The following is a 22,508-nucleotide window of genomic DNA, read 5'->3' as shown; positions in this document are numbered from 1 at the left end:
TCGGGTACGAGCTGCTCGACCATGATCGGAACATAGTCCGACGTGTTCTGTCCTCAGGCTCTAAGTCACGCCAGCGCCGCACGCTTGTCCCTCAGCACCTCAGCGGCCACGCCCCTGCCGAACCCCAATGTGCAACGCCCCACCCCAGAACTGGGGTGGGGGCTGACTTTCTATCCCTGATTGACGTCTTCAAACTGTTTTGATCGTGCAGGGAGTTCCCTGATGAGGGCTCAGTCCGTACATTTACGCTTTGGCAGGGAAAGCCAGATAGCCTTCAAACTGCCATAGGCGGAGCTGCAAGGGTTTCCGTTCCACTAATGTGCCCAACATCATGCCGTGCTGCGTCATCACCTGGACGTCGCACCGACCACTGATTTCGCACGCGACGCGCAAGGCAGTGATGTCCGATTCAAGCGTACCTTTGGGTTGCGCTTTGATCTCGGGAAGAATCGTCAACTTTTTATTGGGCTGCACATGATAAATACCGTTTAAAATTAACACTCCTGAGCCTAGCATACATTTCGAATGCAATCCTGCACGCGAACTCAATTGATTCCAAAAAAGCGCCAGACTCACAGTCAACGTCGGCCGAACAGGGTCCCGGCCGTCATCCGCTGGCCCCTCGTGGCACTGAACCTGCTGGCAGGCCCCTCACAACAGAAAGGAGAGCCGACAAAGGCTCTCCTTCTTGATGTGGACTGAGCTTACCAGCGGTCGTCGCGGCGCTGGGGCCGATCGCCGTACTCGCTCACGGGCGCCGCTTTGGTCACGACAATGTTTTTGGCCTGGGGACCCTTGCCGCGCTGGCCGTCTTCGATGTCGAATTCGACTTCGTCGCCTTCGTTCAGCTTCTTGAAGCCGCTGCCCTGGATGGCGCTGAAATGCGCGAACACGTCGGGGCTCCCGGGGGTCTGGATGAACCCGAACCCTTTCTCTGCGTTAAACCACTTGACTGTACCTGAAGCCATATTCAACTCCTGATCTTCCACGTCCGAAGCCCTTCACCATGACTCTCCTGGTACGGGACCTATTCACTGCGGACCTGAAAGATAACTTGGCGATTCTATGCCGATACAACCACTCATGCAAGGTGCTGGCTTACAGATTGTGTCTGCCTGTCCTTGAAGTCATGGCCCACTCACCCGGGTCCGTCTTTGCCCCCACGCACCGCGCCAGAGGTCCAACTCGTCCACGGTCATCGGCCGGGCATACAGGAACCCCTGCATCCACTCACACCCAAGGGCCAGCAGGAGCCGTTCCTGTGCGGGCGTCTCGACGCCCTCTGCAATCACCTGGAGTCCCAGTGTCCGCCCCAGGCTCACGATGGCACCCAGGATCACCTGATCTCCCTGATGCTCACTGGACAGAAAAGACCGGTCGATCTTCAACGTGTCAATCGGGAAGGCCTGCAGGTACCTCAGGCTGGAATACCCCGTCCCGAAATCATCCAGTGACAGGGTCACCCCCAGACCCTTGAGTTCCTGAAGCACCTGCCGCACGCGGGGCACGTCATGCATCAGGAGGGTCTCCGTGACTTCCAGCTCCAGCAGCTCGGCTGGCAGCAGGTGATCCGCCAGGGCGGCCCGGACCGCCGCCACGAACTGTGGATCCTGGAACTGCGCCGCGGACACGTTCACCGCCACGCGCGTGGGTGCGCCAGCCTGCCGCCACGCCTGCGCCTGACGCGCCGCCTCACGCAGCACCCAGGTCCCCAGGTGCAGCATCACCCCCATCCGCTCCGCCAGCGGAATAAACGTCGCAGGGGACACGCTGCTGCCATCCGGCAGGGTCCACCGCAGCAGCGCCTCAACGCCCACAACCGCGCCCGTGCGGACATTCACCTGCGGCTGGTATACCAGGTGGAACGCCTGCGCCTGCACTGCTGTCCGCAGCGCCCTCATCATCACCTGCTGTTCTCGGACCTGAGCGTCCAGCTGCGCGTCGTAGAAGCGCAGCCGGTCCCGGCCCTCCGCTTTCGCCCGGTACATGGCGGCGTCCGCACGCCGAATCAGGATGTCTGCGTCGGTTCCGTCCCCCGGATACAGCGCGGCGCCGAGACTGGCCGAGACGGTCACGTGATGCTCTCCCACGTCGAAGGGACGCCGCAGGGTCCGTAGAAGCCGCTCGCCAATGGCCTGAATTTCAGGCGCAGTGACCGCTTCAGCCAGGAGGATCAGGAATTCATCGCCACCCTGACGGGCCACGACGTCCGTACTGCGCATCTCCAGCTGGAGCCGGGCGGCGACCTGCCGCAGCACCTCGTCACCGAGCGCGTGCCCGAGGGTGTCGTTGACCTGCTTGAACTCGTCGAGGTCCACGAACAGCACGGCGAAGGCCGGCTGCTGTGGGCCCGCCTGCTCAAGCGTCAGGGCCAACTGATCCAGCAGCGTCGTCCGGTTCGGCAGGCCCGTCAGATGATCGTGCCGGGCCAGGTGACTCATCCGCTCCGCCAGGTGCTGCTTTTCCGTCACGTCGTGGAAGACGATCACGCCCCCGATCAGGTCACCTCTGCGGTCAAAGATCGGCGCGGCCGTGTCTTCGATGTGGGCCACTCCACCGAGGCGGCTGCGGAGCGCCGCGTTGGAGGACAGGCGGACCACCTGCCGCTCCCGCAAGGTCACGCGGATGGGATTCAGCACCGCGCGCCTCGCCTGATCGTTCCAGAGCGGCATCACCTGTTCAATAGGCTGGCGCACCGCTTCAGCTTCCTGCCAGCCGGTCAGGCGCTGCGCGACCGGATTCATGAACGTGACGCGCCCGTCGGCGTCGGTGGTGATGACCCCGTCGCCAATAGCTTCCAGCGTGATCCGGGACAGTTCACGTTGCGCGTCAAGGTCCTGCTCCGTCTGACGGTACGCGGTGATATCGGTGCCCAGCACGTAGAATCCCCGGACGTCCGGCCCCCGCCGGTCCGGAATGTACTGCAGCAGCGTGTCCAGGACGCGTCCATCCGGGGTGGTGATGCGCCGCTCGAACGATTGCGGTTCGCCCTGCAAGGCCTTCTCAATGAACGGCCGGTTGCGCGCATACAGGTCGGGACCGATGACGTCACGAAGCTGCTGGCCGTGCAGCTGCGCTGGCGGCTGGGCGTACCAGTCGACGTACCGCTGATTGCCGAACCGGTTGCGCTGCTGCGCGTCCCAGTAGCCGATCATCACAGGCAGGTGATCCAGCAGGATCTGGAGGTCCTGCTGGGTCTGCAGGCGGTCTTCTATGTCCGTCAACGTGCCGGCCATCCTGACGGGGCGGCCCTCCGGGCTGCGTTTCACAATGCGGCCTCGGAAGGCCAACCAACGCCAGTGACCGTCCGGGAGCAGCGCGCGGTGCACCACATCCACGTTCGGGCGTGTCCCCGCAAGGTGCGCCTGCAGCTGGCTGCGCACCTGGGGACGATCGGCACGGTGAATGCGCTGCCACCACCAGCGCAGCGAGGCGCGGCGCGCCTGAGGGTCACCGCCCATCAAGACCTGCCAGCGCTCGGTGACCTGCACCCACGGGGTGCCCACCGGCCAGTCCCACACGCCGTCCTCGGTGGCCTGCACCGCCACGTCCAGTTGGTCACTGAGTGCCTGGAGTCGCTCGGCCTGCGCCCGCTCGGCGGTGACGTCACGCAGTTGCGTCACGGCGCAGGCCAGCTGGCCCCTCTCATCGGTGACCGCAACGACCGACACCTCGAGCCACAGGACGCCGCCCGTCCGCGGACTGTACCGCTGGACCGCGGTGAACTCGCGCTGCGAGCCGTTCCGGAGGGCACTGAATTCCGCGCTGTTCACCGGGAGATCGTCTGGATGGATGAACTGCTCAGCGGCTTGACCGGCGAGCTCGGAGGCCGGGACGCCCAGCATCTGCCCCAGCGCGTCGTTCACGGTGATGTAGCGGCCGTCCAGGCTCACGAGCGCCATGCCCAGTCGAGCGTGCTGGAAGACGACATTGAACATCTGAGCGTGGTGTTCTGGCACGGGAGAGCCTCAAGCGGTGGAGAGGATGAATGGTGCGCGCTGACGAGGCGCTGCTTGCAGCAGTGCCCGGAGGACAGCTGAATCGGCCGGTGAACGGATGACCCCTAGTGTACCCGTCCTGTGCAATCGCTCGGTCACTCGGCCGCCTGTTGATCCCGCACGTCATGAAAAGCTACTTCACTGCGGACGCCACTCAAACCTGCCGTCTCCCCACTCCACGCACCGTCGGCGGTGACGGTGTACCTCGCCGCAGCGCGCCGTGCACTCTGATGGATAACCATGGAAGAGCCTGGGGACCATACGGCTGGACGAGGGTACTGAGATGATCGAAACGCTAGTTCCGGCCGCTCTCTGGCAGATCATGCCTCAGCACCTGACACGTTGGGAAACCGGAGTGCTGACGGTCGGGACTGGCAGCCCGAGCAACTGAAAGCAGCCAGAAGCCGTCGCTGTCCCGCCGAAGGGAAGTCAGCGCGGCCTGTGCTTGCTCATGACCTTCAACCTCGAATGCCCCAGCTGCCTCTCCCGCAGCATCCCGTTCATAAAACGCCTGCACGCCGAATTCGGCGAGAACGCGCACCTCCTAGCCGTCCACACCAGTTTCGATCCACACGGACAAGCTGTAGAGCGATAGGGCGGCCATCCGGGCAGGCCTGTGGCCCACAGGGTGAAGCACATCCAAGGTGTTTCTACGGCCCGCTGCAACACTCTCGCGGAGCAAAGCCATCGTCTGTCTCGGCAGCAGGAACGTGCTCAGCTTAGCTTCAAACGACGAAAACAGAATCGAGAATGTTTTGCTCTGTACGCCCGAGCTCAACACCTGACACTTCGGCTGAAATGGCGTCATGGACGCAGTGCGGATCTACTCACGACGCTGCAACCGGGAGAGGTGCGCACCCTGTTCAGGCGGACGTGAGTCTATGGGGGCTGACTGCACGTGGTCATCACGCTGTCCCCGTGGGGACAAGGTGATCGTCGCGTCGGAGGTGCCCATGCTGGACGTGTTGTACCCCTGTCGTGTCCGCTAGGGCATTGACTCCGTGGTCAGCCCGTTGAAATCTCGCGGGCTGAAGCTGGAGGCCACGCACCTGACCACTCCAGAGTGAATGTCCTGACTGTTCGGACTGCTGTGTCTCACGCTGGCCTGGATGACCCGGATCGGCCCGCAGCGGACAGAGACTCACGCCCCTCAGCGAGACAACCACGGACAAAGGGTCGTGATTCACACGCGGATCGGGTGATATGCACTCAGCCAGGCAGTGCGGTGGACTTGTGCTCTTGGGTTGCCTTCAGGGACGTGGCACTCTGTTCACGATCGTCAATACCGCAGCGACCCGAAGCATCAGGAGCTTGAGAATATTCACAATTGAAAGCCTGGACACTTAAATGATGGTTGGCGCACGTTCAGGTTTGGGCAAGGTGAAGCAGAACGTTGCTCCTTGACCCAGGGCAGCTGTCCCACTCACTGTCCCGCCATGTCGGGTGATGATCCGCCGCACCAACGACAGGCCAATCCCTGTACCGTTGAATTCGTCCTGATGGTGGAGGCGCTGGAACATCCCGAACAGCTGGCCGGCCCGCGCCGGATCGAAGCCCGCTCCATTGTCCCGCACAACAACCGTCCAGTGCTGCACGTCCTCTTCAGCCCAGACCTCAATGACCGCTGGATCGCGTTCCCGACTGTATTTCGCCGCGTTCTCCAGGAGGTTGGTCATCACCTGCTGCAGCGTCACGCGGTCACCCTGAACGACAGGGAGTTGGCCCAACCGCCACTCAATGATCCGGCCCTGATGTTGAACCTGCACATCAAGCCGCGACTGTTCGAGGAGATGGTTCAGATCCACCATGCCCACGCTCAGTTCGCGCTGTCCGGTTCGTGACAAGGCCAGCATGCCCTCGATCATCGTCTCCATGCGCTGCGCGCCCTGGACGATGATGTCCAGGTAACGGCGGCTCTTTTGCGGATCGTCAAGGCTCCTGGAAGCCAACTGCGCGAAACCGGTGATGTGCCGCAGCGGCGTCATCAGATCGTGCGAGACGCTGTGATTGAACGCCTGCAGCTCATCATTCGCCACTTCCAGGGCGGCGCGCTCAACAGCGAGGTTGCGAGTCCTTTCCTCAATGCGCGCCTCCAGGAGGCGGTTGAGTTCCCTGATGTCAGCTTCCGCCTGTTTGCGCTCACTGATGTTGTTGAACACGATGGCGACCTGGTGACTGCCGTCGCCACCGATGCGGGAGGCGTACACATCGAACCAGCGGTTCATCGCGTCCGATCGGTTCTCAAACCGCACGGCCTGGCCCGTCAGCGCGACCTCGCCGTACGTCTCCACCCAGAACGCTTCCAGATCTGGGACGAGCTCCCGTGCAGTTTTGCCGAGGGCGTCAGCAGGGAGGCCCGTCAACTCAACGAAGGCCGGATTCGCCTGAATAAACCGGTAATCCACCGGTCTCCCGTTCTCGCTGAACAGGAGCTCGACGATGCAGAACCCCTCGTCGATGGAATTGAACAGGCTGCGGAATTTGTCCTCCGATTCCCGCAACGCGGTTTCGGCGCGGGCCCGTTCCACGGCGCTCCATGTCCGTTCGGCGACGTCTTCACACAGCGTGATCTCTTCGGGCGTCCACGCATGTGGCTGGGAGAAATGGATGGCCAGCCCAGCGATGAATGTGCCATTTTTGACCAGAGACACGTCGGCCAGCGCACCAACTGCGATCGCCGCATACGCTTCTTTCCGCTCCGCGCTCAGGCCGGGATCGGCAGCGACATTGGAGACGGCCACGGTTCGGCCAGCCTGCTGGGCCTCCAGCACCCGCGGACTGAATGAGTCCACCGGAAAGGTGCCCGTGAGTGCCGCAGCGCCGTGGACGTAATTGTGCTCGACGACGTAATTGTTCCCGTGGATCTCGAAGTACAGAACCCGGTTGGCGCCCAGGTGCTGGCCCAGCACGCGAATCGCCGTCGTCAGAATGTCGACCGGGTCGGCGAGTGGCTTCACTGCGTCATGAAACGCAAGCAGGAAGGTGCGCTGAGCGAGGAGCACCTGGAGACGATCAAGGTCAGACGCACCAACTGTGGACATTCCCTACAGTATTGGCGGAAATCAAGGGCAGGTGTGGTCAGCACCTGATTTCGCCAGAAATGGCGTCCCGAACGCAGTGGAGCGTGACAACGGACGGCATCTGGGTCTGAGACGATCCCCGATACTGCCCGATTCCATGCCGACACACTGACCGCCCACCTCAAAGCCCATCTCCCTCGTCGCCGCCTCGATGCGCTGAGACGGCTCGCGGAAGTCCTTCTGGCCGTCCTCCAGGTCGAATCCACGCTCCACCGCAAGATCGCACTCCACCTCCCCAGATCAGCCACGCTGGAATCAAAGACTCGGACGGTTGCCCGGGTCTGCCACGACGCTCAACTCACTGGGCAGTACATCTGTGACGTCCTGCTTCACTTACTGCCCGACGGCAAGCTCACCCTCATCATGGACCGCACGACGTGGCACTATGGCCGGACCCTGCTGAACATCCTCGTGCTGGGCGCCCTCCTCGGGGGCGCGGTGATCCCACTCGTCTGGTCGATGCTGCCCCATCAAGGCAACAGTTGTACTGCCGCCCGAATCCTGCTGGTTGCTCAATTGCTCAACGTCCTGCCCGCTCGACGGTGGGCCGTCGTCATCGCAGATCGGGAGTTCGTGGGGCGCGAGTGGTGCTCGTTGCTGCGCTCCTGCGCTGGAAACGCATCCGGCAGTGTATCCGCATCCGGGAGAACACCAGGATCGAGGATGAACTGGTGCAAGACCTATTCACGATGCTGCAACTGGGACAGGTGCGCACCCTATTCGAGCGAACGTGGGTGTATGGGGGCTGGATGCACATGGTCATTACCCTGTCCTTCGAGGGAGACAGGGTGATCGTGGCATCCGATTTGCCCGTGCTGGACGTGTTGCGGACTTATCAGCTCAGGTCGGCGATTGAATCGGCGTTTTCCGCATTGAAAGCCCGCGGGCTGAATTTTGAGGCCACACATGACAGCCCCTGAACGAATCTCTCGGCTCTTCGGACTACTGTGTATTGTGCTGGCCTGGATGACTCGGATCGGCGCACAGCGGACAGAGACCCACGCCCCTCGGCGGGACAAGCGCGGGCGGGTGGTCGTGAGTCAGGCGCGGATCGGATGGCAGATCCTGAGTTAAGGGGTGTGGTGGGGCGGCAAGGTCTTCTGGGAATGTCTGCACTCCTCGGAACGCCGTTCCCAACCGCTCGCACGTCAGCTTCCCGAAGTGTCAGGTGCTGAGCCTGCCAATACGTGTTGGAGACTGGGACGTCGGAGTCCGTACACAGCCTCCTTCAGCCAAATCGAGCGGAGCGAGAGGTCGTCATCAGATGCTGTGAGGCTTCGATGCTCTCGGACGCAGCTGAGCAGTACTGTCAGGTGCTGGCGTGGATGCGCACGCCGGCGTCCTCGAAGGCGCAGCGGGCGACGGGTCCGGCGTGGTCGGTGACCCAGTCCTGCACCTGGTTCAGGGTGGCGAAGGTGGCGAAGCCCGTGGGGCCCCATTTGCTGTGGTCGGCGATGAGGACGGTGCGCGTGGCCTGGGTCATGATGGCGGCTTTCTGCTGGGCCTCGATGAGGTTGCTGTTCGTCAGGCCGCGGGTGGGGTCGATGCTGGTGCAGCCGACCAGGAAGAGGTCGTAGCGGTAGCGGCGGATGGTGTCCAGGGCATCGGGGCCGGTCAGGCTGTAGGTGCTGCCGTAGAGTTCGCCGCCGACGACGTAGAGGGGGCATTCGCCGTTGAGTTCGTAGGCGACGTCGATGCCGTGGGTGACGACGCGCAGCGTGCGGGTCAGCTGGGGGGTGCGCCGGAGGGCCTGCGCGACGGCCAGAGCCGTGGTGCCCGCGTCGAGATACAGGGTCGCGCCGGGGTTAATGAGGCTCAGGGCGGTCTGGGCGAGGCGGGTTTTGGCGTCCTGGTGGAGCTGCTGCCGGTCCGCATACTGCTGGTCCTGGCTGGCCAGGGCCGCGCCGCCGTGGAGTTTGCGGATCAGGCCGCGGCTGGCGAGCAGGTCGAGGTCGCGGCGGGTGGTGGCGCCGCTGACGCCGAGCGCTTCGGTCAGGGCGGTGGTGCGCATCCGGCCGTGGCGGGAGAGCAGGTCGAGGATGCGCTGGAGGCGGTCCTCCGCGAGGGGGGCGTTCATCTCTGCTCATGGTAGCGCGTGGGAACAGGGGTGGGTGAGGGCGCGTTTCTGCCGTGGTGGCGGGCGTGTCCAGGCAAGGGTGACCTGGGCACTTGATGGTCAGGGCCATGTCAACTATGATCGAAATTGCTCAAAATTGATCACGATTCGTCAGGAATCGGCAGGCGAGCGGGTGGCTGTCCCGCTCTCCCCACAGGAGAAGCAACCATGATCAACCTCCCCCGCTCACTGATCCGCCTCGGCGCGCAGGCCAGCAGCAAACAGGCCGCCATCGAACAGGTCGCCTCGCTGCTGGCCGGCGCTGGGAACGTCGACCCCGCCTACCTAGGCGGCATGCTCGCCCGCGAGGGTCAGGCGAACACCTACCTGGGCAGCGGCATCGCCATTCCGCACGGCACGCCCGACACCCGCCACCTCATCCACCGGACCGGCATCGCCGTGCTGCAACTCCCGCAGGGCGTCGCCTGGGGCGAGGGCGGCGAAACCGTGCGCCTCGTTGTGGGGATCGCGGCGGCCAGCGACGAGCACCTCGACATCCTGCGCCGCCTGACCCGCGTGCTCGCCGACGACGCCCTGGTCGAGCAGCTCTCGACGACCGGCGACGCGGCCCTGGTGCAGCGCGCCCTGACCGGCGAGGCCACCGCCGAGGACCCCGCCACGTCCACCGCCGGTCCGGCGCTGCCCTTCAGCGCACAGGTCACCCTGCCCAACCCGCTGGGCATGCACGCCCGGCCCGGCACCATGCTCGCCAATCTGGTGCGCCGCCTGGGCGCGCGCGTGCGGGTAGAGCACGGCGGGCAGAGCGCAGACGCGCTGCGCCTGATGGAATTGCTCAGCCTGGGCCTGAAGCGCGGCAGCGTCCTGACGGTGCGGGCGGACAGCGAGGCGGCGCTGGGCGCCGTGACCGACGCGATCCGCGCCGGGCTGGGCGACGACCTGAGCCTGGCCGCCCCGGCCGAGCCCGTGCGGCGTGAGGCCGACTGGCGGCCTACGCAGGTCGGGGCGACCATCGAGGGCGTCCCGGCCAGCGACGGCCTGGTGATCGGCGAGACCCGCGTGTACCGTCCGGCCGAACTGCACGTCACCGACCAGCCCGGCGAGGCGACCGCGCAGGCGCAGGCGCTGGACGACGCACTAAACGCCGCCGCCGCCGAACTCGACGGCCTGATCGAGCAGCAGACGCAGGCGGGGCACGCCGACCGGGCCGCGATCTTCCGCGCGCACCGCGAACTGCTCACCGACGAGGGCACCGTGCAGGACGCCGTGAATCTCGTTCTGGACGGGCACGGCGCGGCCTGGGCGTACCAGCAGGCCAGCGGCGAGCGCATCGCGCAGCTGCAGAAACTCGACGATCCGACCCTCGCCGCGCGCGCCGCCGACCTGGGCGACGTGCAGCGCCGCGTGCTGCGCCGCCTGCTGGGCCTGGGCGAGGACCGCCTGGAGGGCGCCGCCCCCGCGATCCTGCTCGCCCCGGACCTGACGCCCAGCGACACCGCCCGCTTCAGCGAGGGCAGCCTGCTGGGCTTCGTGACCGCGCAGGGCGGCCCGACCAGCCACACCGCGATCATCGCGCGCGGGCTGGGCCTGCCCGCCGTGGTCGCCGCCGGCAGTGGCCTGCTGGACATCCCGGACGGCACCCCCGCCATCCTCGACGGGCAGGCGGGTGCCCTGTACCTGAACCCTTCGGCGGCGGACGTGCAGGCCGCCCGCGCCCGCCAGGGGCAACTGCAGGCCGAACTGGACCGCGCCCGCGCCGACCGGCACCGCCCCGGCGCGACCCGCGACGGCGCCCGTGTGGAGATCGCCGCGAACATCAACCGCGCCGCCGCCGCGCCCGGTGCGCTCGACGCCGGGGCCGAGGGCGTGGGCCTGATGCGCACCGAGTTCCTGTTCCTGGAGCGCGACAGCGTCCCCACCGAGGACGAGCAGGAACGCGAGTACCGCGCCATGGCCGAATCGCTCGGCGAGCGCCCGCTGATCATCCGCACGCTGGACATCGGTGGGGACAAGGACGTGCCGTACCTGGGCCTGGAGCGTGAGGACAACTCCTTCCTGGGCCTGCGCGGCATCCGCCTGTGCTTCGAGCGCCCGGACCTGTTCCTGCCGCAGCTGCGCGCCATCGTGCGCGTCGCGAAGGATCACCCGAACGTGCACGTCATGTTCCCCATGATCAGCACCCTGGAGGACTTCCGCCGCGCCCGCGCGCTGCTCGATGACGTGCGCGCCGAGCTGGACGCGCCGCGCATTCCGCTGGGCGTGATGATCGAGGTGCCCTCGGCGGCGCTGCTCGCCGCTCAGCTCGCCCCCGAGGTGGACTTCTTCAGCGTCGGCACGAATGACCTGACCCAGTACACCCTGGCCATGGACCGCCTGCACCCACAACTGGCCCGCCAGACCGACGCGATGCACCCCGCCGTGCTGCAACTCGTGGCGCTGACCGTGCAGGCCGCCGAGGCGCACGGGAAGTGGGTGGGCGTGTGCGGCGGCGCCGCCGGGGACGAGGTCGGCGCGCTGATCCTGACCGGGCTGGGCGTGAAGGAACTGTCGGTCAGCGCCCCGCAGATCCCGGCCGTGAAGGCCGCGCTGCGGCAGCACGATCTCGCCACCCTGCGCGATCTGGCCGAGCGGGCCCTGGCGCAGCCCGACGCGGCGAGCGTGCGCGCCCTGGCCCGCACCCTGAGTGCCGGTGAGGTCCGCGCGTGAGCGTTACGCCGCGCGTCCTGACCGTCACCCTGAACCCCGCGCTGGACCTGACCGTGCAGGCGGGCGGCTGGCAGCGGGGCGAGGTGAACGCCGCTCAGGGCGCGCAGCAGGACGCAGGCGGCAAGGGCGTGAACGTGGCCGCCATCCTGGCCGACTGGGGCGTGCCCGTCGCCGCGACCGGCCTGCTGGGCCGCGACAACGCCGCGCCTTTCGAGACGCTGTTCCGCGACAAGGGCGTCAGTGACGAGTTCGTGCGGGTGCCCGGCGCAACCCGCGTGGGCCTGAAACTGGTCGACCCCGCGCGCGGCGACACCACCGACCTGAACCTGCCGGGCCTGACCGTCGGCGCCCGCGCGCTGGCGCACCTGCAAGCCACGCTACGCTCGCAGCCCGCCGGAGTGGAGGTCGTGGCGCTGTGCGGCAGCCTCCCGCCGGGCGTCCAAGCCAGCTTCTACGCCGAGGAGATCGCCCGCCTGCGCGGGCAGGGACGCTTCGTGGCGCTGGATACCAGCGGCGAAGCCCTGCGCGCCGCGCTGACCGCCGACACGCTGCCGCACCTAGTCAAACCGAACATCCACGAGCTGGAAACGGCGCTGGGGCACCCGCTGACCACCGACGCCGAGGTCCTGGCCGCCGCGCGCGACCTGATCCGCCGGGGCGCCGAGCTGGTCGCCGTGTCGCAGGGCGAACGCGGGGCCCTGCTCGTGACCGCGCAGGAGGCGCTGTTCGCCCGCCCGCCGCGCGTGACCGTGCAAAGCACCGTCGGCGCGGGGGACGCCATGGTCGCCGGACTGATCAGCGCCCACCTGGACGGCCTGAACCTCGCAGACGCCGCGCGGCGTGCCACGGCCTTCAGCGCGGGCAGCATCACCCGCCTGGGCGCGCACCTGCCTCCCCGCACGGAGTTGGACGTCCTGGCCGCGCAGGTGCAGGTCGAGGCCGCCCAGCCCCTGACCCACTGACCCTCCAGTCCACCGGCCTGTTTTCACCCCCTTCCCGCACTGTCCGCGGCAGCCCCTCAGGTCGCTGCCCCCCCTTCAGGAGAACGTATGGCTCAGATTGTCGCTGTCACGGCCTGCCCCACCGGCATCGCCCACACCTTCATGGCCGCCGAGTCGCTGCGGCGCGCCGCCGCCCAGGCCGGGCTCACCCTGCACGTCGAGACGCAGGGCAGCGTCGGCACGGAAGGCACCCTGACCCCCGTGCAGATCGCGCAGGCGGACCTGGTGATCCTCGCGGCCGACGTGGCCGTGGACGAATCCCGCTTCGCCGGGAAGACCATCGTGCGCGCCGGGACGCAGGACGCCATCCGTGATCCGGGCGCGCTGCTGGCCCGCGCCGGCGCCACCGGGGCGCCCGCCGCCGCGCCGCTGCACATCGTGGGCATCACCGCCTGCCCCACCGGCATCGCGCACACCTTCATGGCCGCCGAGGGCCTGGAAGGCGGCGCGAAGAAACTCGGGTACACCGCGAAGATCGAGACGCAGGGCAGCGTCGGCGCCGGGAACACCCTGACGCCCGACGACATCGCCCGCGCGGACCTGGTGGTCATCGCGGCGGACACGAACGTGGACCTGTCACGTTTCACCGGCAAGCGCGTGTACGTGACCGGCACGAAGCCCGCTATCAAGGACGGCGCGGCCGTCATCACCACGGCGCAGGCGCAGGCGGCCGTGCACGGCGTGACGGCGGCGGGCGGCGCGGATGCCAGCAGCCCCGACTACGTCGCGCAGGCCGCCGCCGCGAAAGCCGCGAAGAACGCGGGCACCCCCGCCTTCTACAAGCACCTGATGACCGGCGTGTCGCACATGCTGCCCTTCGTGGTCGCCGGCGGCCTGCTCATCGCGCTGGCCTTCGCGATCGGGTCGTTCCAGTTCGGGGACCAGGGCATCTTCATCTACGAGGACAAGTACGCCGGGACGCTCGGCAACACCCTGTTCAAGATCGGCGCGAACGGCGCGTTCGGGCTGTTCGTCCCGGTCCTCGCCGGATACATCGCGTTCTCCATCGCCGACCGGCCCGGCCTGGCGCCCGGCATGATCGGCGGTTTCCTGGCGGGCCTGACCGGCAGCGGCTTCCTGGGCGGCATCATCGCGGGCTTCCTGGCCGGGTACCTCGTGCTGTGGCTGACCCGCGCGATCAAACTGCCCCGCACGCTGGAAGGTCTGAAACCCACCCTGATCCTGCCGCTGCTGGGCACGCTGGGCGTGGGCCTGCTGATGATGTTCGTGGTCGGCAAGCCCGTCGCGGCGGCCCTGACCGGCCTGACCGCGTGGCTGCAGGGCCTGGGCAACACCAGCGCGGCGCTGCTGGGCGCGCTGCTGGGCGGCATGATGGCCTTCGACATGGGCGGCCCGATCAACAAGGCTGCGTACACCTTCAGTACCGGCCTGCTGGGCGCCAAGGTCTACGGCCCGATCGCCGCGACCATGGCCGCCGGGATGACCCCGCCCCTGGCGCTGTTCCTGGCGACCCTGGTGTTCAAAAACCGCTTCACGAAGGACGAGGTGGAGGCCGGGAAGGCGGCGGGCGTGCTGGGCATCTCGTTCATCACCGAGGGCGCCATTCCCTTTGCGGCGCGTGATCCGCTGCGCGTGATTCCCAGCCTCATGGCAGGCAGCGCGGTCGCCGGGGCGATCAGCATGGCGGCCGGGTGCCTGCTGCGCGCCCCGCACGGCGGGATCTTCGTGCTGTTCATCCCGAACGCCGTGACGAACCTGCCCATGTACGTCGCCGCGATCGTGGCCGGCACCGTAGTCAGCACCCTGATGCTGGGCATCCTGAAAAAACCCCTCGGTGAGGATGGCCTGCCGCTGAGCAGCGAACGCGCCAGCGTCGCAGCCGACTGACCCAGGGCGCCATGAACAGCAGCGGTGCTCATGAGCAGGGCATGCTGAAGTTGACAGGTCCGCCGCGCAAAAATTGAAGACGTGAGAGATAGACCGTCCGCGCCCCCTCAAGAGGCGCGGACGGTTTTGACTTGCTGAAGGCTGGGACAGCGTTCCGGCTGACCCACGGGGCTCAGCTCCGACACATGCCGGGGGAGCTTAAACACTTTCGGTGGCCCCCCTCTGACCGGCGTATCTGGAAGAGATTCTCCCCACTCCCCAACGACGCCGATTCCGTACTAAAGCGCAGGCGCCTAGCTCCACTTGACGTCACAGGCCTTCCGCTGTGTTTCTCAACACCGAGTTCGAGTTAGTGCCTCGATGTCCGTAGTCGCTTTCAATGCTTCTGCTTGCGCGCGGGCAGGACTGAGGGAATCACCGGCGCAGCCTAGAGGCGGGCTGGGGGGGCCATCATCACGGATGAGGTCGGGCAGCGACTGCCTGTCTGGCCGTGGCTCATCGCGCCGCACACGTCACCCCGGAGCGAGCGTGTTCCGCCAGTTCCGGTGTATGCAGTGAACGCCGAATCACACGCCATGCTGGGACACCCTGCACACGTTGAGGGCCTCACCTTCCGGGCCTGGCCTCACAATGGGCGTCATGCTGAATCTGACGGGGAAAGTCAGGCTCGTGACGGGTGGGTCTCGCGGGATTGGCGCCGCGACCGTCCGCACGCTGGCGGGGGCCGGCGCGCAGGTCATCGTGCACTACGGACGCAACGCAGCCGAAGCGCAGGCGCTGGTTGAGGAACTTGGGGCGGAGCGGGCGCTGGCGCTCGGCGCGGACCTCGGCGCACCTGGCGCCGGCGCAGCGCTCTTCCAGGCGGCCACGGCGTGGCAGGGGCGTGTAGACGTGCTCGTGAACAATGCCGGTATTGCGCCCAGCGTGACGGTGGATGACCCGTCAGGCGACTGGGCGGACACCTGGGCGCGCACCCTGCAGGTGAACCTGGTGGCGGTCGCCGATCTGTGCCGCGAGGCGATCGTGCATTTCCGGGTGCGGGGGGGCGGAACGATCATCAACGTGGCGAGCCGCGCGGCATTCCGGGGGGACAATCCGGACGCCATGCACTACGCGGCGTCTAAAGGCGGCGTGATTGCCCTGACCCGCTCCATCGCGCGTGGGTACGCCCGTGACGGCGTTCTGGCGTACGCGGTGGCGCCCGGCTGGGTTCGTACGGACATGGCTGAGGCGTACCTGCGCGAGCACGCCGAGGACATCGCGCGCGACATTCCACTCGGAGACGTGGTGCCGCCCGAGGAGGTGGCGAACACGGTGGCGTTTCTCGCCTCGGGCCTCGCGCGGCATATGACCGGCGCCACGTTGGACCTGAACGGGGCGTCCTACGTGCGCTGAAGCTCAGGGCGGCCCAGTCAAGGACTCCTGGTCAGGAGCCTGACCTCCTGCGCGGGAATACTGAGCGGCTAGAACAGGCGCGCCATAGGGCACAGGAGCCCCATGGCGGCCCTAATCCCGCAGGACACAGAACAGGACTGGACCGACCCTTACTTGAGCCTTCCTGCCTCCTTGAACGACCTGCCCGGCCGCAGCGGCTTGCCCTGGGTGAACCTACCCACAGCCTCACCCGTCTCCGGAGGGCTGCTGCCAGCGGGTCGAGGAGCACAGCTTCCGTTGCCCTGCCCTGAACCGAACAATAGTCACTCATGACCAGAAGCAAGGGTGACACTGCCGTTCGCCCACTTGCGGCCCAAGCGGCGGTGAGTGGACCTCTTACTACTGGACGCTGCTGGATGCAGGCGGCAACTTCGTAGCGTCAGCCGCTGGAGTCCTGGCGGAGGCGTCCAGTATGGTCTGACCATGATACGACTGGACTGCTGCTTTCTAAGGAGGCCCACCCGATGAGGGGTGGCGCACCCTGGACCGCGGGCTCACTGCAGATCAGCCTGATGCCGCCTGTTCTCGTGTACCCGGATGCCTTGCGGCGCGGCCGTCCAGGTGGCCACCTGCGATGACCCGTCACGCGCACCTGCACCCCGACCCAGTCCATGAACTGCTGCGCAACCTGCCCGATCCCGCTTTCGTGGTGGATGAAGAGTGGCGTTTTACCTTCGTCAACGCGCTGGCCGCTGCGTTCGTGGGCTGGCCCGGTAAGCCTGAAGACCTGAAGGGACTGCCGCTGTGGGAGACCTTCCCAGACGCGAGGCTCACCCCCCTGTTTGACCTGGGTCACCGGGTCATGACCCTGCGCCAGGCCGAACACATTGAGGTGCATTACGACCCCGTGCAGACCTGGATTGAACTGCGGGCCTTCCCGTTTCAGCAGGGCATTGCCGTGCAGTACCGTGACATCACGCCGCGCAAACAGGCTGAAGCCGAACGCGAACGGGCCGAGTCGCTGGTCGAGCAACTCAAGACGCAGCACGAGGCCCTGCTGGACGCCAACGAAGCGCTGAATGCCTTCACTCATAGCGTGGCGCACGACCTCCGCTCGCCCGTACGGCACGTCCTGGGGTTCACGGCCCTGGCCCGCACCAAACTCCATGACCCGGACGCCGCCCGACGGCACCTGGACGTCGTGGAGAACGCTGGCCAGCGGCTGAGCATGGTGATCGACGCCATGCTGGTCCTGGCGCGCAACACCACCTTGCCACTGGACGTTGAACCGATCGAACTGGAGGCCCTCACGCAACAGGTCTGGGCTGAGTTGAGCCCGGACCGCCAGGACCGCACGGTGGACTGGACGCTGCAGGCCCTCCCCACGGTGCAGGGGGACCGCAGCATGCTGCATCAGCTGCTGAGCAATCTGCTCGGCAACGCTCTGAAGTACACCCGGGACCGCGCTGTGGCGCGCATTACCGTGTGGGCTGAACGGACGCCGCCCGGCTGGACGTTCCACGTGCAGGACAACGGCGTTGGCTTTGATCCAGCGCAGGCCGGGCGGCTCTTCCAGGTTTTTCAGCGCCTCCATTCGGACACGGCGTTCGAAGGGACTGGCGTGGGGCTCGCCAACGTCAAACGTATCGCGGAGCGCCATGGTGGGGCCGTCACGGCGCACGGGAGCCCGGGCGAGGGCGCCCGGTTCTCCGTGTATCTCCCCAGCCCTTGACAAGGAGCCCGAGGCGCGACCTGGACTTCGCACAGGTTGAATCTCCTTCAACGCTCTCAGTCAGGCTCCGGGGCGCTGGGCAGTCATATGCTCGTGAACACATCCACCACGTCCGGATCGAGTGACCCACCACGTTGAGCACTACATTCGGCGAGTGCCGCCTAGACGTTCCAGGCGGCTTTGAACGGCCGTTCGCTGGTCAGCTCGCCCTACACGTCAACACACTGCGAAGATGCGCGCCAGGAATGGGTTCTGCGCACCAGCCAAGCGGTCGGGATACCTGGTGCCGTCCCAGCGCTCGTGGCGGGACCGAATGACGTCCAGAGCCTCAGGGGGAGTGTGGGCTTACGCAGCGCGATGGCCTCACCGTTCTGGGCGTGGCGCTGCATGAGAGCCCATTCCGCGGGGTCCAAGCGGCCTGGTTTGAGCATCGCCGCACCGGGGCTGGTGAGCTTGAAGATGTCGTGGAGTCTGGCGCTGTGTTCGAGGTCATTGAGGCTCGCAGGACTAAGGCCCAGCCCTTGACCGAGGGGCACGCAGTACTGCACCACGCGCACGGTGTGCCCGAAGGTTTCTAGATCTCCGGCTTCCAGAGCGGTCCCCCAGACCGAGCAGGCTTCCTCTGGGGGTCACCTGGAGGCTGAGGTTGACGGCTTCGAGCCTTCGCTGGGCGCGCTCAAGCTCGGTGATGTCCGCCACGACCACCACTGAGGTGACCGCGCCACTGCGCGCGGGCAGGAGCGAGACGCTGGAGCGGGACCAGACGACCTCGCCGTCCGCTCGGAGATATAGCTTCTCCAGAACCGCCAGCGGCGTAACACCATTCACCACCCGCTGAAAGTAGTCCACGTCCGTTTGAGGAACGTCGGGTGTCGAGTGCAGGTCACAAGCTCATTGGAGCTGCCATTCATAAAGTTGTGCAGGTCAGCGTCGTACTGTTCAAGGTGAAATGATGGGGTCGCGTACAGCTCCAGACGTCGTGAGAGCTTCAGCTTTTCCGGCTGCGAGTTGTCCTGTGTGCCGAGGTACGCCGTGACGGCTCCACCATCCATTCCGGCGTTGCAGGGCACGTTAAGGGCCCTTCAGGAGCAAATCAGTGCGGCGGCAGGTGGTCCGGAGGCACTGGCCCTGCTGCACCGCGACGCGGCGTATGCCGCCATGGAGATCGGCGACACGGCGGCGGCCATGACGCACGCCCTCAGCTGCCTGGATCTGGCCCGCGCCGTTAACGAGCCGTCCCTGAAGGCCAAAGCGCACGTCATCCTTGCCCTGGTGCAGGCTGAGGTGTACGACAACATCGGCGCTGCTCATCACTTCACACTGGCCGATGCACTCGTCCGCGCAGCGGGCGATGACCGCGGCGTGGCCCTGGTCGCGGTCAATGGCGCGCACTATGAAATGGAACGTGGGCAGTCGCTTGCGGCCGTTCTTCGGCTCCAGGCTCTGCTGGATTCCCCGCAGGTTCGGGGCGTGCTGATCGGCCCCACCGAGAATCTCCTTCAGGCCCTGCACATCAATTACCTGATCAGTGCCGCTGGAGCACACCTGGCCGGTGAGGTCCTGCTGGGTGCCGTCCTGCGACAGGTGAGGGTGTCGCGGGCCCTCCTCGAGCACTGGCTCGCCCATCGTGATGAGCTGGGTCAGCCGCTGCGGGTGATCGAGATTCTGGAAGCACTGACGCTGGTCGCCCTGATGGACGGACAGGCTGGGCACGCCGCTTCACTGGCCGACGAGCGGGTCAGCCTGGCCGTTCAGGCGGATGGACCGCTGCTGGTGGGCCGGGCGCTGCTGGACCGCGCCCGGGTCCACGAGGCCGCGGGTGCCTGGAGCGCCATGGAGGCGGACGCACGCCAGGCCGTACTCGCCTTCACGGCAGCAGGTCACGAGCTGTTCGCAACCCGCGCCCGCGAACAGCTGGCCGAGGCCCTGTCCCAGCAGGGTCAGGCGCTCGCAGCCTTTCACGTGCAGCGGGAGGCGACGCGGCAGGTGTACGCCCTGTATCACGGGTTCTACCAGCAGCGGGCCCTGGTGGGGCAGATTGAGCAGCAGGCGCGTGACGCGGAAGTGCGCGCGGCCGCCTTCGCTGAAGCGGCGTTGCGTGACCCACTGACCGGCGCGCCGAACCGGGCGCACGCGATGCAGATCCTGGCTGAGTTGCACGTTCAGGCGCAGCAGGGCCGCAGCAGCGCGGTCGCGCTGATGGATCTGGACCACTTCAAACGCGTGAATGACACCTACGGTCATGCGGCCGGGGACGCGGTGTTGACCAGGGTCGTCCAAGTGCTGCGTGCCGCCCTGCGGGACGTGGACTGCGTGGCCCGGTTCGGCGGAGAGGAATTTGTCATCATTCTGCCTGGCGTGTCGATCAGGGACGCGGAGCAGGTGTGTCTCCGCCTCGGTCAGGCGCTCTCGGCCCTGACCTGGCCGGAGATCCATCCGGACCTTCGCGTGACCGGAAGCTTTGGCGTCGCGAGCCTCCGTGAGGGGGTCTCCCTCACGGCGCTGCTGCACGAGGCCGATGCGGCCCTGTATGAGGCCAAAGCCGCTGGCCGCCACGCCGTTCGCGTGCTGGTTCGTTGAGCAACTGGGTGTCGTCGGTTGCAGTCACCTGCTCGGCACCCGCCAGGGTGTGGGTCACCCGGTCCTGCTCGGTCCAGGCAACCTGCACGTTCTCCGCGGGTGGGGTGCGTCACCCTTGGTGCCGCGCCGCCTGAATCACCCATCCCACTCCTGCTACTGTGGCCCTCATGCCTGGACACGGCACGTTGCCCAACCGCTACGCGATCGCGGCCTTCGATGCGCTCTCTGCCCACGTGGCCATCCTCGACAGCGCCGGCACGGTCACCGCCGTCAACCGCGCCTGGGCGAATTTCGCTCAGGCGAATGGCGGGGACAGCGGTCTGGGCAGCAACTATCTTGACGTCTGCGCCAACGCCGACGGCCCCGACCAGACCGACGCGCTGACGATCATGACCGGCATTCAGGACGTCCTGCGTGAGCTCACTGACGTCTTCGAGTTGGAATACCCCTGTCACTCGCCCACAGAAGAGCGGTACTTCGTGGCGCGCGTGACACGTTTCGAGCAGGACGCTGAAACGTACGCCGTGGTCGCCCACGAGAACATCACGCGGCGCAAACTCGCCGAGCTGGAAGTCCGCCTGCTGAACCGGACACTGGAAGCGAAGGTGCAGGACCGCACGCGAGACCTGGAAGCCAGTCGCGAGGAGCTGAGCCGACGGAACCGGGACCTGGACGCCAGCCGACTGGAATTGAGCCGGCAGAACCGGGAGCTCGCGGCCCGGAATGATGAACTCAGTCAGTTCGCTTCCGTCGCGTCACATGACCTGCAGGAGCCGCTGCGGACCCTCAGTCTGCACGCCGATAGGCTCCAGGCCCGCTACCAGGGACGGCAACTGGACGAACGCGCCGACCGGTCCCTCAGTCACATCGTGAGTCAGGCGGCCCGGGCACGTCGCCTCGTGCAGGACATCCTGACCATGGCCGACATCACGGCCGCGCCCGAGACGACCAGACTGGACCTTCACGCCCTGATGCCAGACATTCTGGACACGCTGAGGTGGCCGAAGGACCATCCGGTGCAGTGCAGCGCACTCCCCCCCGTGCAGGCCAACCCCGGCCAGGTGCGTCAGTTGCTGACCAACGTTCTCGGGAACGCCCTGAAGTTCAGTGCAGGACGCGCCTTGATCGTGACAGTGTCGGGTGTCCAGGAGGGGACTCAGGTGGCCTTTGAAGTGGCGGACGCAGGGGTGGGCATCGCGGAGGAACACGCGGAGCACGTGTTCGAGATGTTCCGCCGACTTCAGAACCGCACGGAATCCAGCGGGAATGGCATTGGGTTGGCCGTGTGCCGGAAGGTCGTCGAGCGTCATGGAGGACGCATCTGGATCACTGGCAACGAGCGTGGCGGCACCAGTGTCCACTTCACGCTGCCAGCCTGGACGCCCGACGCTCAGGCCAGGACGGACGCCTCCTGACCGGTGGGCTTAATCGGTGACCTGTTCAATGCGGGGCAGAATCACCGCGCCTTGCCAGTACCCGCTGATCCGGTCGACAAGAGCCTGGAGATCCTGATACGAGGCGGGTTTCACCGCGTACCCACTGGCGAAGTTGTGGTAGGACCGCTGGACGTCGTCCTCGCCCGATGAGGTGGACAGCACCAGGATAGGAATGTCACGGTGGGTGTCGTGGGCTTTGGCGCGCTGCAGGAAGTCATGCCCGTTCATGACGGGCATGTTCAGATCCAGGATGATCAGGTCAGGACGCGCCGTGCCGGCACGGTCAAGATGGTCGAGCGCTTCCCGTCCGTTGAGCACATGACGAATCTGGACCTCCGGGAAGGCTTCCATGAAGATCTCGGTAAACAGTTCAGCGTCGGCGATCTCATCGTCGACCAGGAGAACGTGGAAGGAGCGCTCGGGCACGTGGGCAGTCTACCGGAGTGAACCGTCGGGGAAGGTGGCCCGCTGAGCCTAGGGTTCGTCATCTTCGTGATCAACAGCACAGCGACGGACATCAACGGAATGGTCGAACCTACTCACCTGGGACAAGACTTTCCGCCTGACGTTCAAGAATGCACCGCTTTTGAGGACCGCTCGAGTCACCCAGATCAGAACCGGAGTGACCGTGGGCTGGCCAGCATTCGACGGTCCCCAAAGGAGAAGCGCCAGTTTGAGC

At 66.3% G+C, this 22,508-nt stretch carries 15 protein-coding genes and 2 pseudogenes; 8 read left to right on the top strand and 9 right to left on the bottom strand.

Features of this window, described 5'->3' with window-relative positions; all coding sequences use genetic code 11:
* Positions 1-243: 243 nt before the first annotated feature.
* The 4 genes from IEY63_RS20515 to IEY63_RS20500 all read right to left on the bottom strand — a co-directional run bounded on the left by IEY63_RS20515 (position 244) and on the right by IEY63_RS20500 (position 7,039).
* Positions 244-501: a hypothetical protein gene (locus IEY63_RS20515; RefSeq protein ID WP_189070865.1), complete on the bottom strand. Its 258-nt coding sequence runs from the start codon at positions 499-501 to the stop codon at positions 244-246.
* Positions 502-704: 203 nt separating this feature from the next.
* On the bottom strand, positions 705-968 hold the full coding sequence (locus IEY63_RS20510; protein ID WP_189070864.1) for a cold-shock protein: 264 nt from the start codon (positions 966-968) through the stop codon (positions 705-707).
* A gap of 159 nt (positions 969-1,127) precedes the next feature.
* The gene (locus IEY63_RS20505) at positions 1,128-3,959 is read right to left on the bottom strand and encodes a sensor domain-containing protein (protein ID WP_189070863.1); all 2,832 of its coding nucleotides are present in this window, start codon (positions 3,957-3,959) and stop codon (positions 1,128-1,130) included.
* A 1,382-nt stretch (positions 3,960-5,341) separates the two neighbouring features.
* The gene (locus IEY63_RS20500) at positions 5,342-7,039 is read right to left on the bottom strand and encodes a sensor histidine kinase (RefSeq protein ID WP_189070862.1); all 1,698 of its coding nucleotides are present in this window, start codon (positions 7,037-7,039) and stop codon (positions 5,342-5,344) included.
* 114 nt (positions 7,040-7,153) lie between these two features.
* Between IEY63_RS20500 and IEY63_RS20495 the strand changes: the two are divergent.
* Positions 7,154-8,253: pseudogene (locus tag IEY63_RS20495) on the top strand (transposase).
* Positions 8,254-8,387: 134 nt separating this feature from the next.
* On the opposite strand, the gene IEY63_RS20490 reads toward IEY63_RS20495, so the two are convergent.
* A complete protein-coding gene (locus tag IEY63_RS20490) occupies positions 8,388-9,155 on the bottom strand; it encodes a DeoR/GlpR family DNA-binding transcription regulator (RefSeq protein ID WP_189070861.1) in 768 nt (255 codons plus the stop codon).
* Between the two features lie 207 nt (positions 9,156-9,362).
* On the opposite strand from IEY63_RS20490, the gene ptsP reads away from it, so the two are divergent.
* The 5 genes from ptsP (at position 9,363) to IEY63_RS20465 (ending at position 17,813) form a co-directional block, all read left to right on the top strand.
* Positions 9,363-11,858 carry a phosphoenolpyruvate--protein phosphotransferase gene (gene ptsP / locus IEY63_RS20485; RefSeq protein WP_189070860.1) on the top strand — a complete coding sequence of 832 codons (2,496 nt, stop codon included), beginning with the start codon at positions 9,363-9,365 and terminating at the stop codon, positions 11,856-11,858.
* A complete protein-coding gene (gene pfkB, locus IEY63_RS20480; RefSeq protein ID WP_229784834.1) occupies positions 11,855-12,820 on the top strand; it encodes a 1-phosphofructokinase in 966 nt (321 codons plus the stop codon). The genes ptsP and pfkB overlap by 4 nt, the downstream gene beginning before the upstream one ends.
* Before the next feature lie 87 nt (positions 12,821-12,907).
* A complete protein-coding gene (locus IEY63_RS20475; protein ID WP_189070859.1) occupies positions 12,908-14,707 on the top strand; it encodes a PTS fructose-like transporter subunit IIB in 1,800 nt (599 codons plus the stop codon).
* Positions 14,708-15,346: 639 nt separating this feature from the next.
* Complete coding sequence (locus IEY63_RS20470) at positions 15,347-16,102, top strand: SDR family NAD(P)-dependent oxidoreductase (RefSeq protein WP_189070858.1); 756 nt, start codon at positions 15,347-15,349, stop codon at positions 16,100-16,102.
* A 613-nt stretch (positions 16,103-16,715) separates the two neighbouring features.
* Positions 16,716-17,813 (top strand): sensor histidine kinase, encoded by a 1,098-nt coding sequence (locus tag IEY63_RS20465; RefSeq protein WP_189070857.1) that lies wholly within the window; start codon positions 16,716-16,718, stop codon positions 17,811-17,813.
* Between the two features lie 216 nt (positions 17,814-18,029).
* Here the strand turns inward: IEY63_RS20465 and IEY63_RS22710 are convergent, their stop codons facing one another.
* The 3 genes and pseudogenes from IEY63_RS22710 to IEY63_RS22650 form a co-directional block, all read right to left on the bottom strand.
* A complete protein-coding gene (locus tag IEY63_RS22710) occupies positions 18,030-18,128 on the bottom strand; it encodes a hypothetical protein (RefSeq protein ID WP_505703833.1) in 99 nt (32 codons plus the stop codon).
* Between the two features lie 92 nt (positions 18,129-18,220).
* Positions 18,221-18,349, bottom strand: a pseudogene (locus tag IEY63_RS22705) (HD domain-containing phosphohydrolase); the annotation flags it as partial.
* Positions 18,321-18,641 carry a PAS domain S-box protein gene (locus tag IEY63_RS22650; protein WP_373290946.1) on the bottom strand — a complete coding sequence of 107 codons (321 nt, stop codon included), beginning with the start codon at positions 18,639-18,641 and terminating at the stop codon, positions 18,321-18,323. The pseudogene IEY63_RS22705 and the gene IEY63_RS22650, both read right to left, overlap by 29 nt.
* Positions 18,642-18,845: 204 nt before the next feature.
* Here IEY63_RS22650 and IEY63_RS20450 point away from each other — a divergent pair, with 204 nt between their 5' ends.
* Positions 18,846-20,393: a GGDEF domain-containing protein gene (locus IEY63_RS20450; protein ID WP_189070854.1), complete on the top strand. Its 1,548-nt coding sequence runs from the start codon at positions 18,846-18,848 to the stop codon at positions 20,391-20,393.
* A 167-nt stretch (positions 20,394-20,560) separates the two neighbouring features.
* A complete protein-coding gene (locus IEY63_RS20445; RefSeq protein ID WP_189070853.1) occupies positions 20,561-21,808 on the top strand; it encodes a sensor histidine kinase in 1,248 nt (415 codons plus the stop codon).
* Between the two features lie 9 nt (positions 21,809-21,817).
* On the opposite strand, the gene IEY63_RS20440 is transcribed toward IEY63_RS20445, so the two are convergent.
* A complete protein-coding gene (locus tag IEY63_RS20440) occupies positions 21,818-22,255 on the bottom strand; it encodes a response regulator (protein WP_189070852.1) in 438 nt (145 codons plus the stop codon).
* Between the last annotated feature and the right edge of the window lie 253 nt (positions 22,256-22,508).

Origin of the sequence: Deinococcus radiotolerans (genome assembly GCF_014647435.1) — a bacterium.
In the GTDB taxonomy this organism is placed as follows: domain Bacteria; phylum Deinococcota; class Deinococci; order Deinococcales; family Deinococcaceae; genus Deinococcus; species Deinococcus radiotolerans.
Note: the sequence above shows the minus strand (reverse complement) of the source record. Positions and strands in the feature narration are given on the sequence as shown.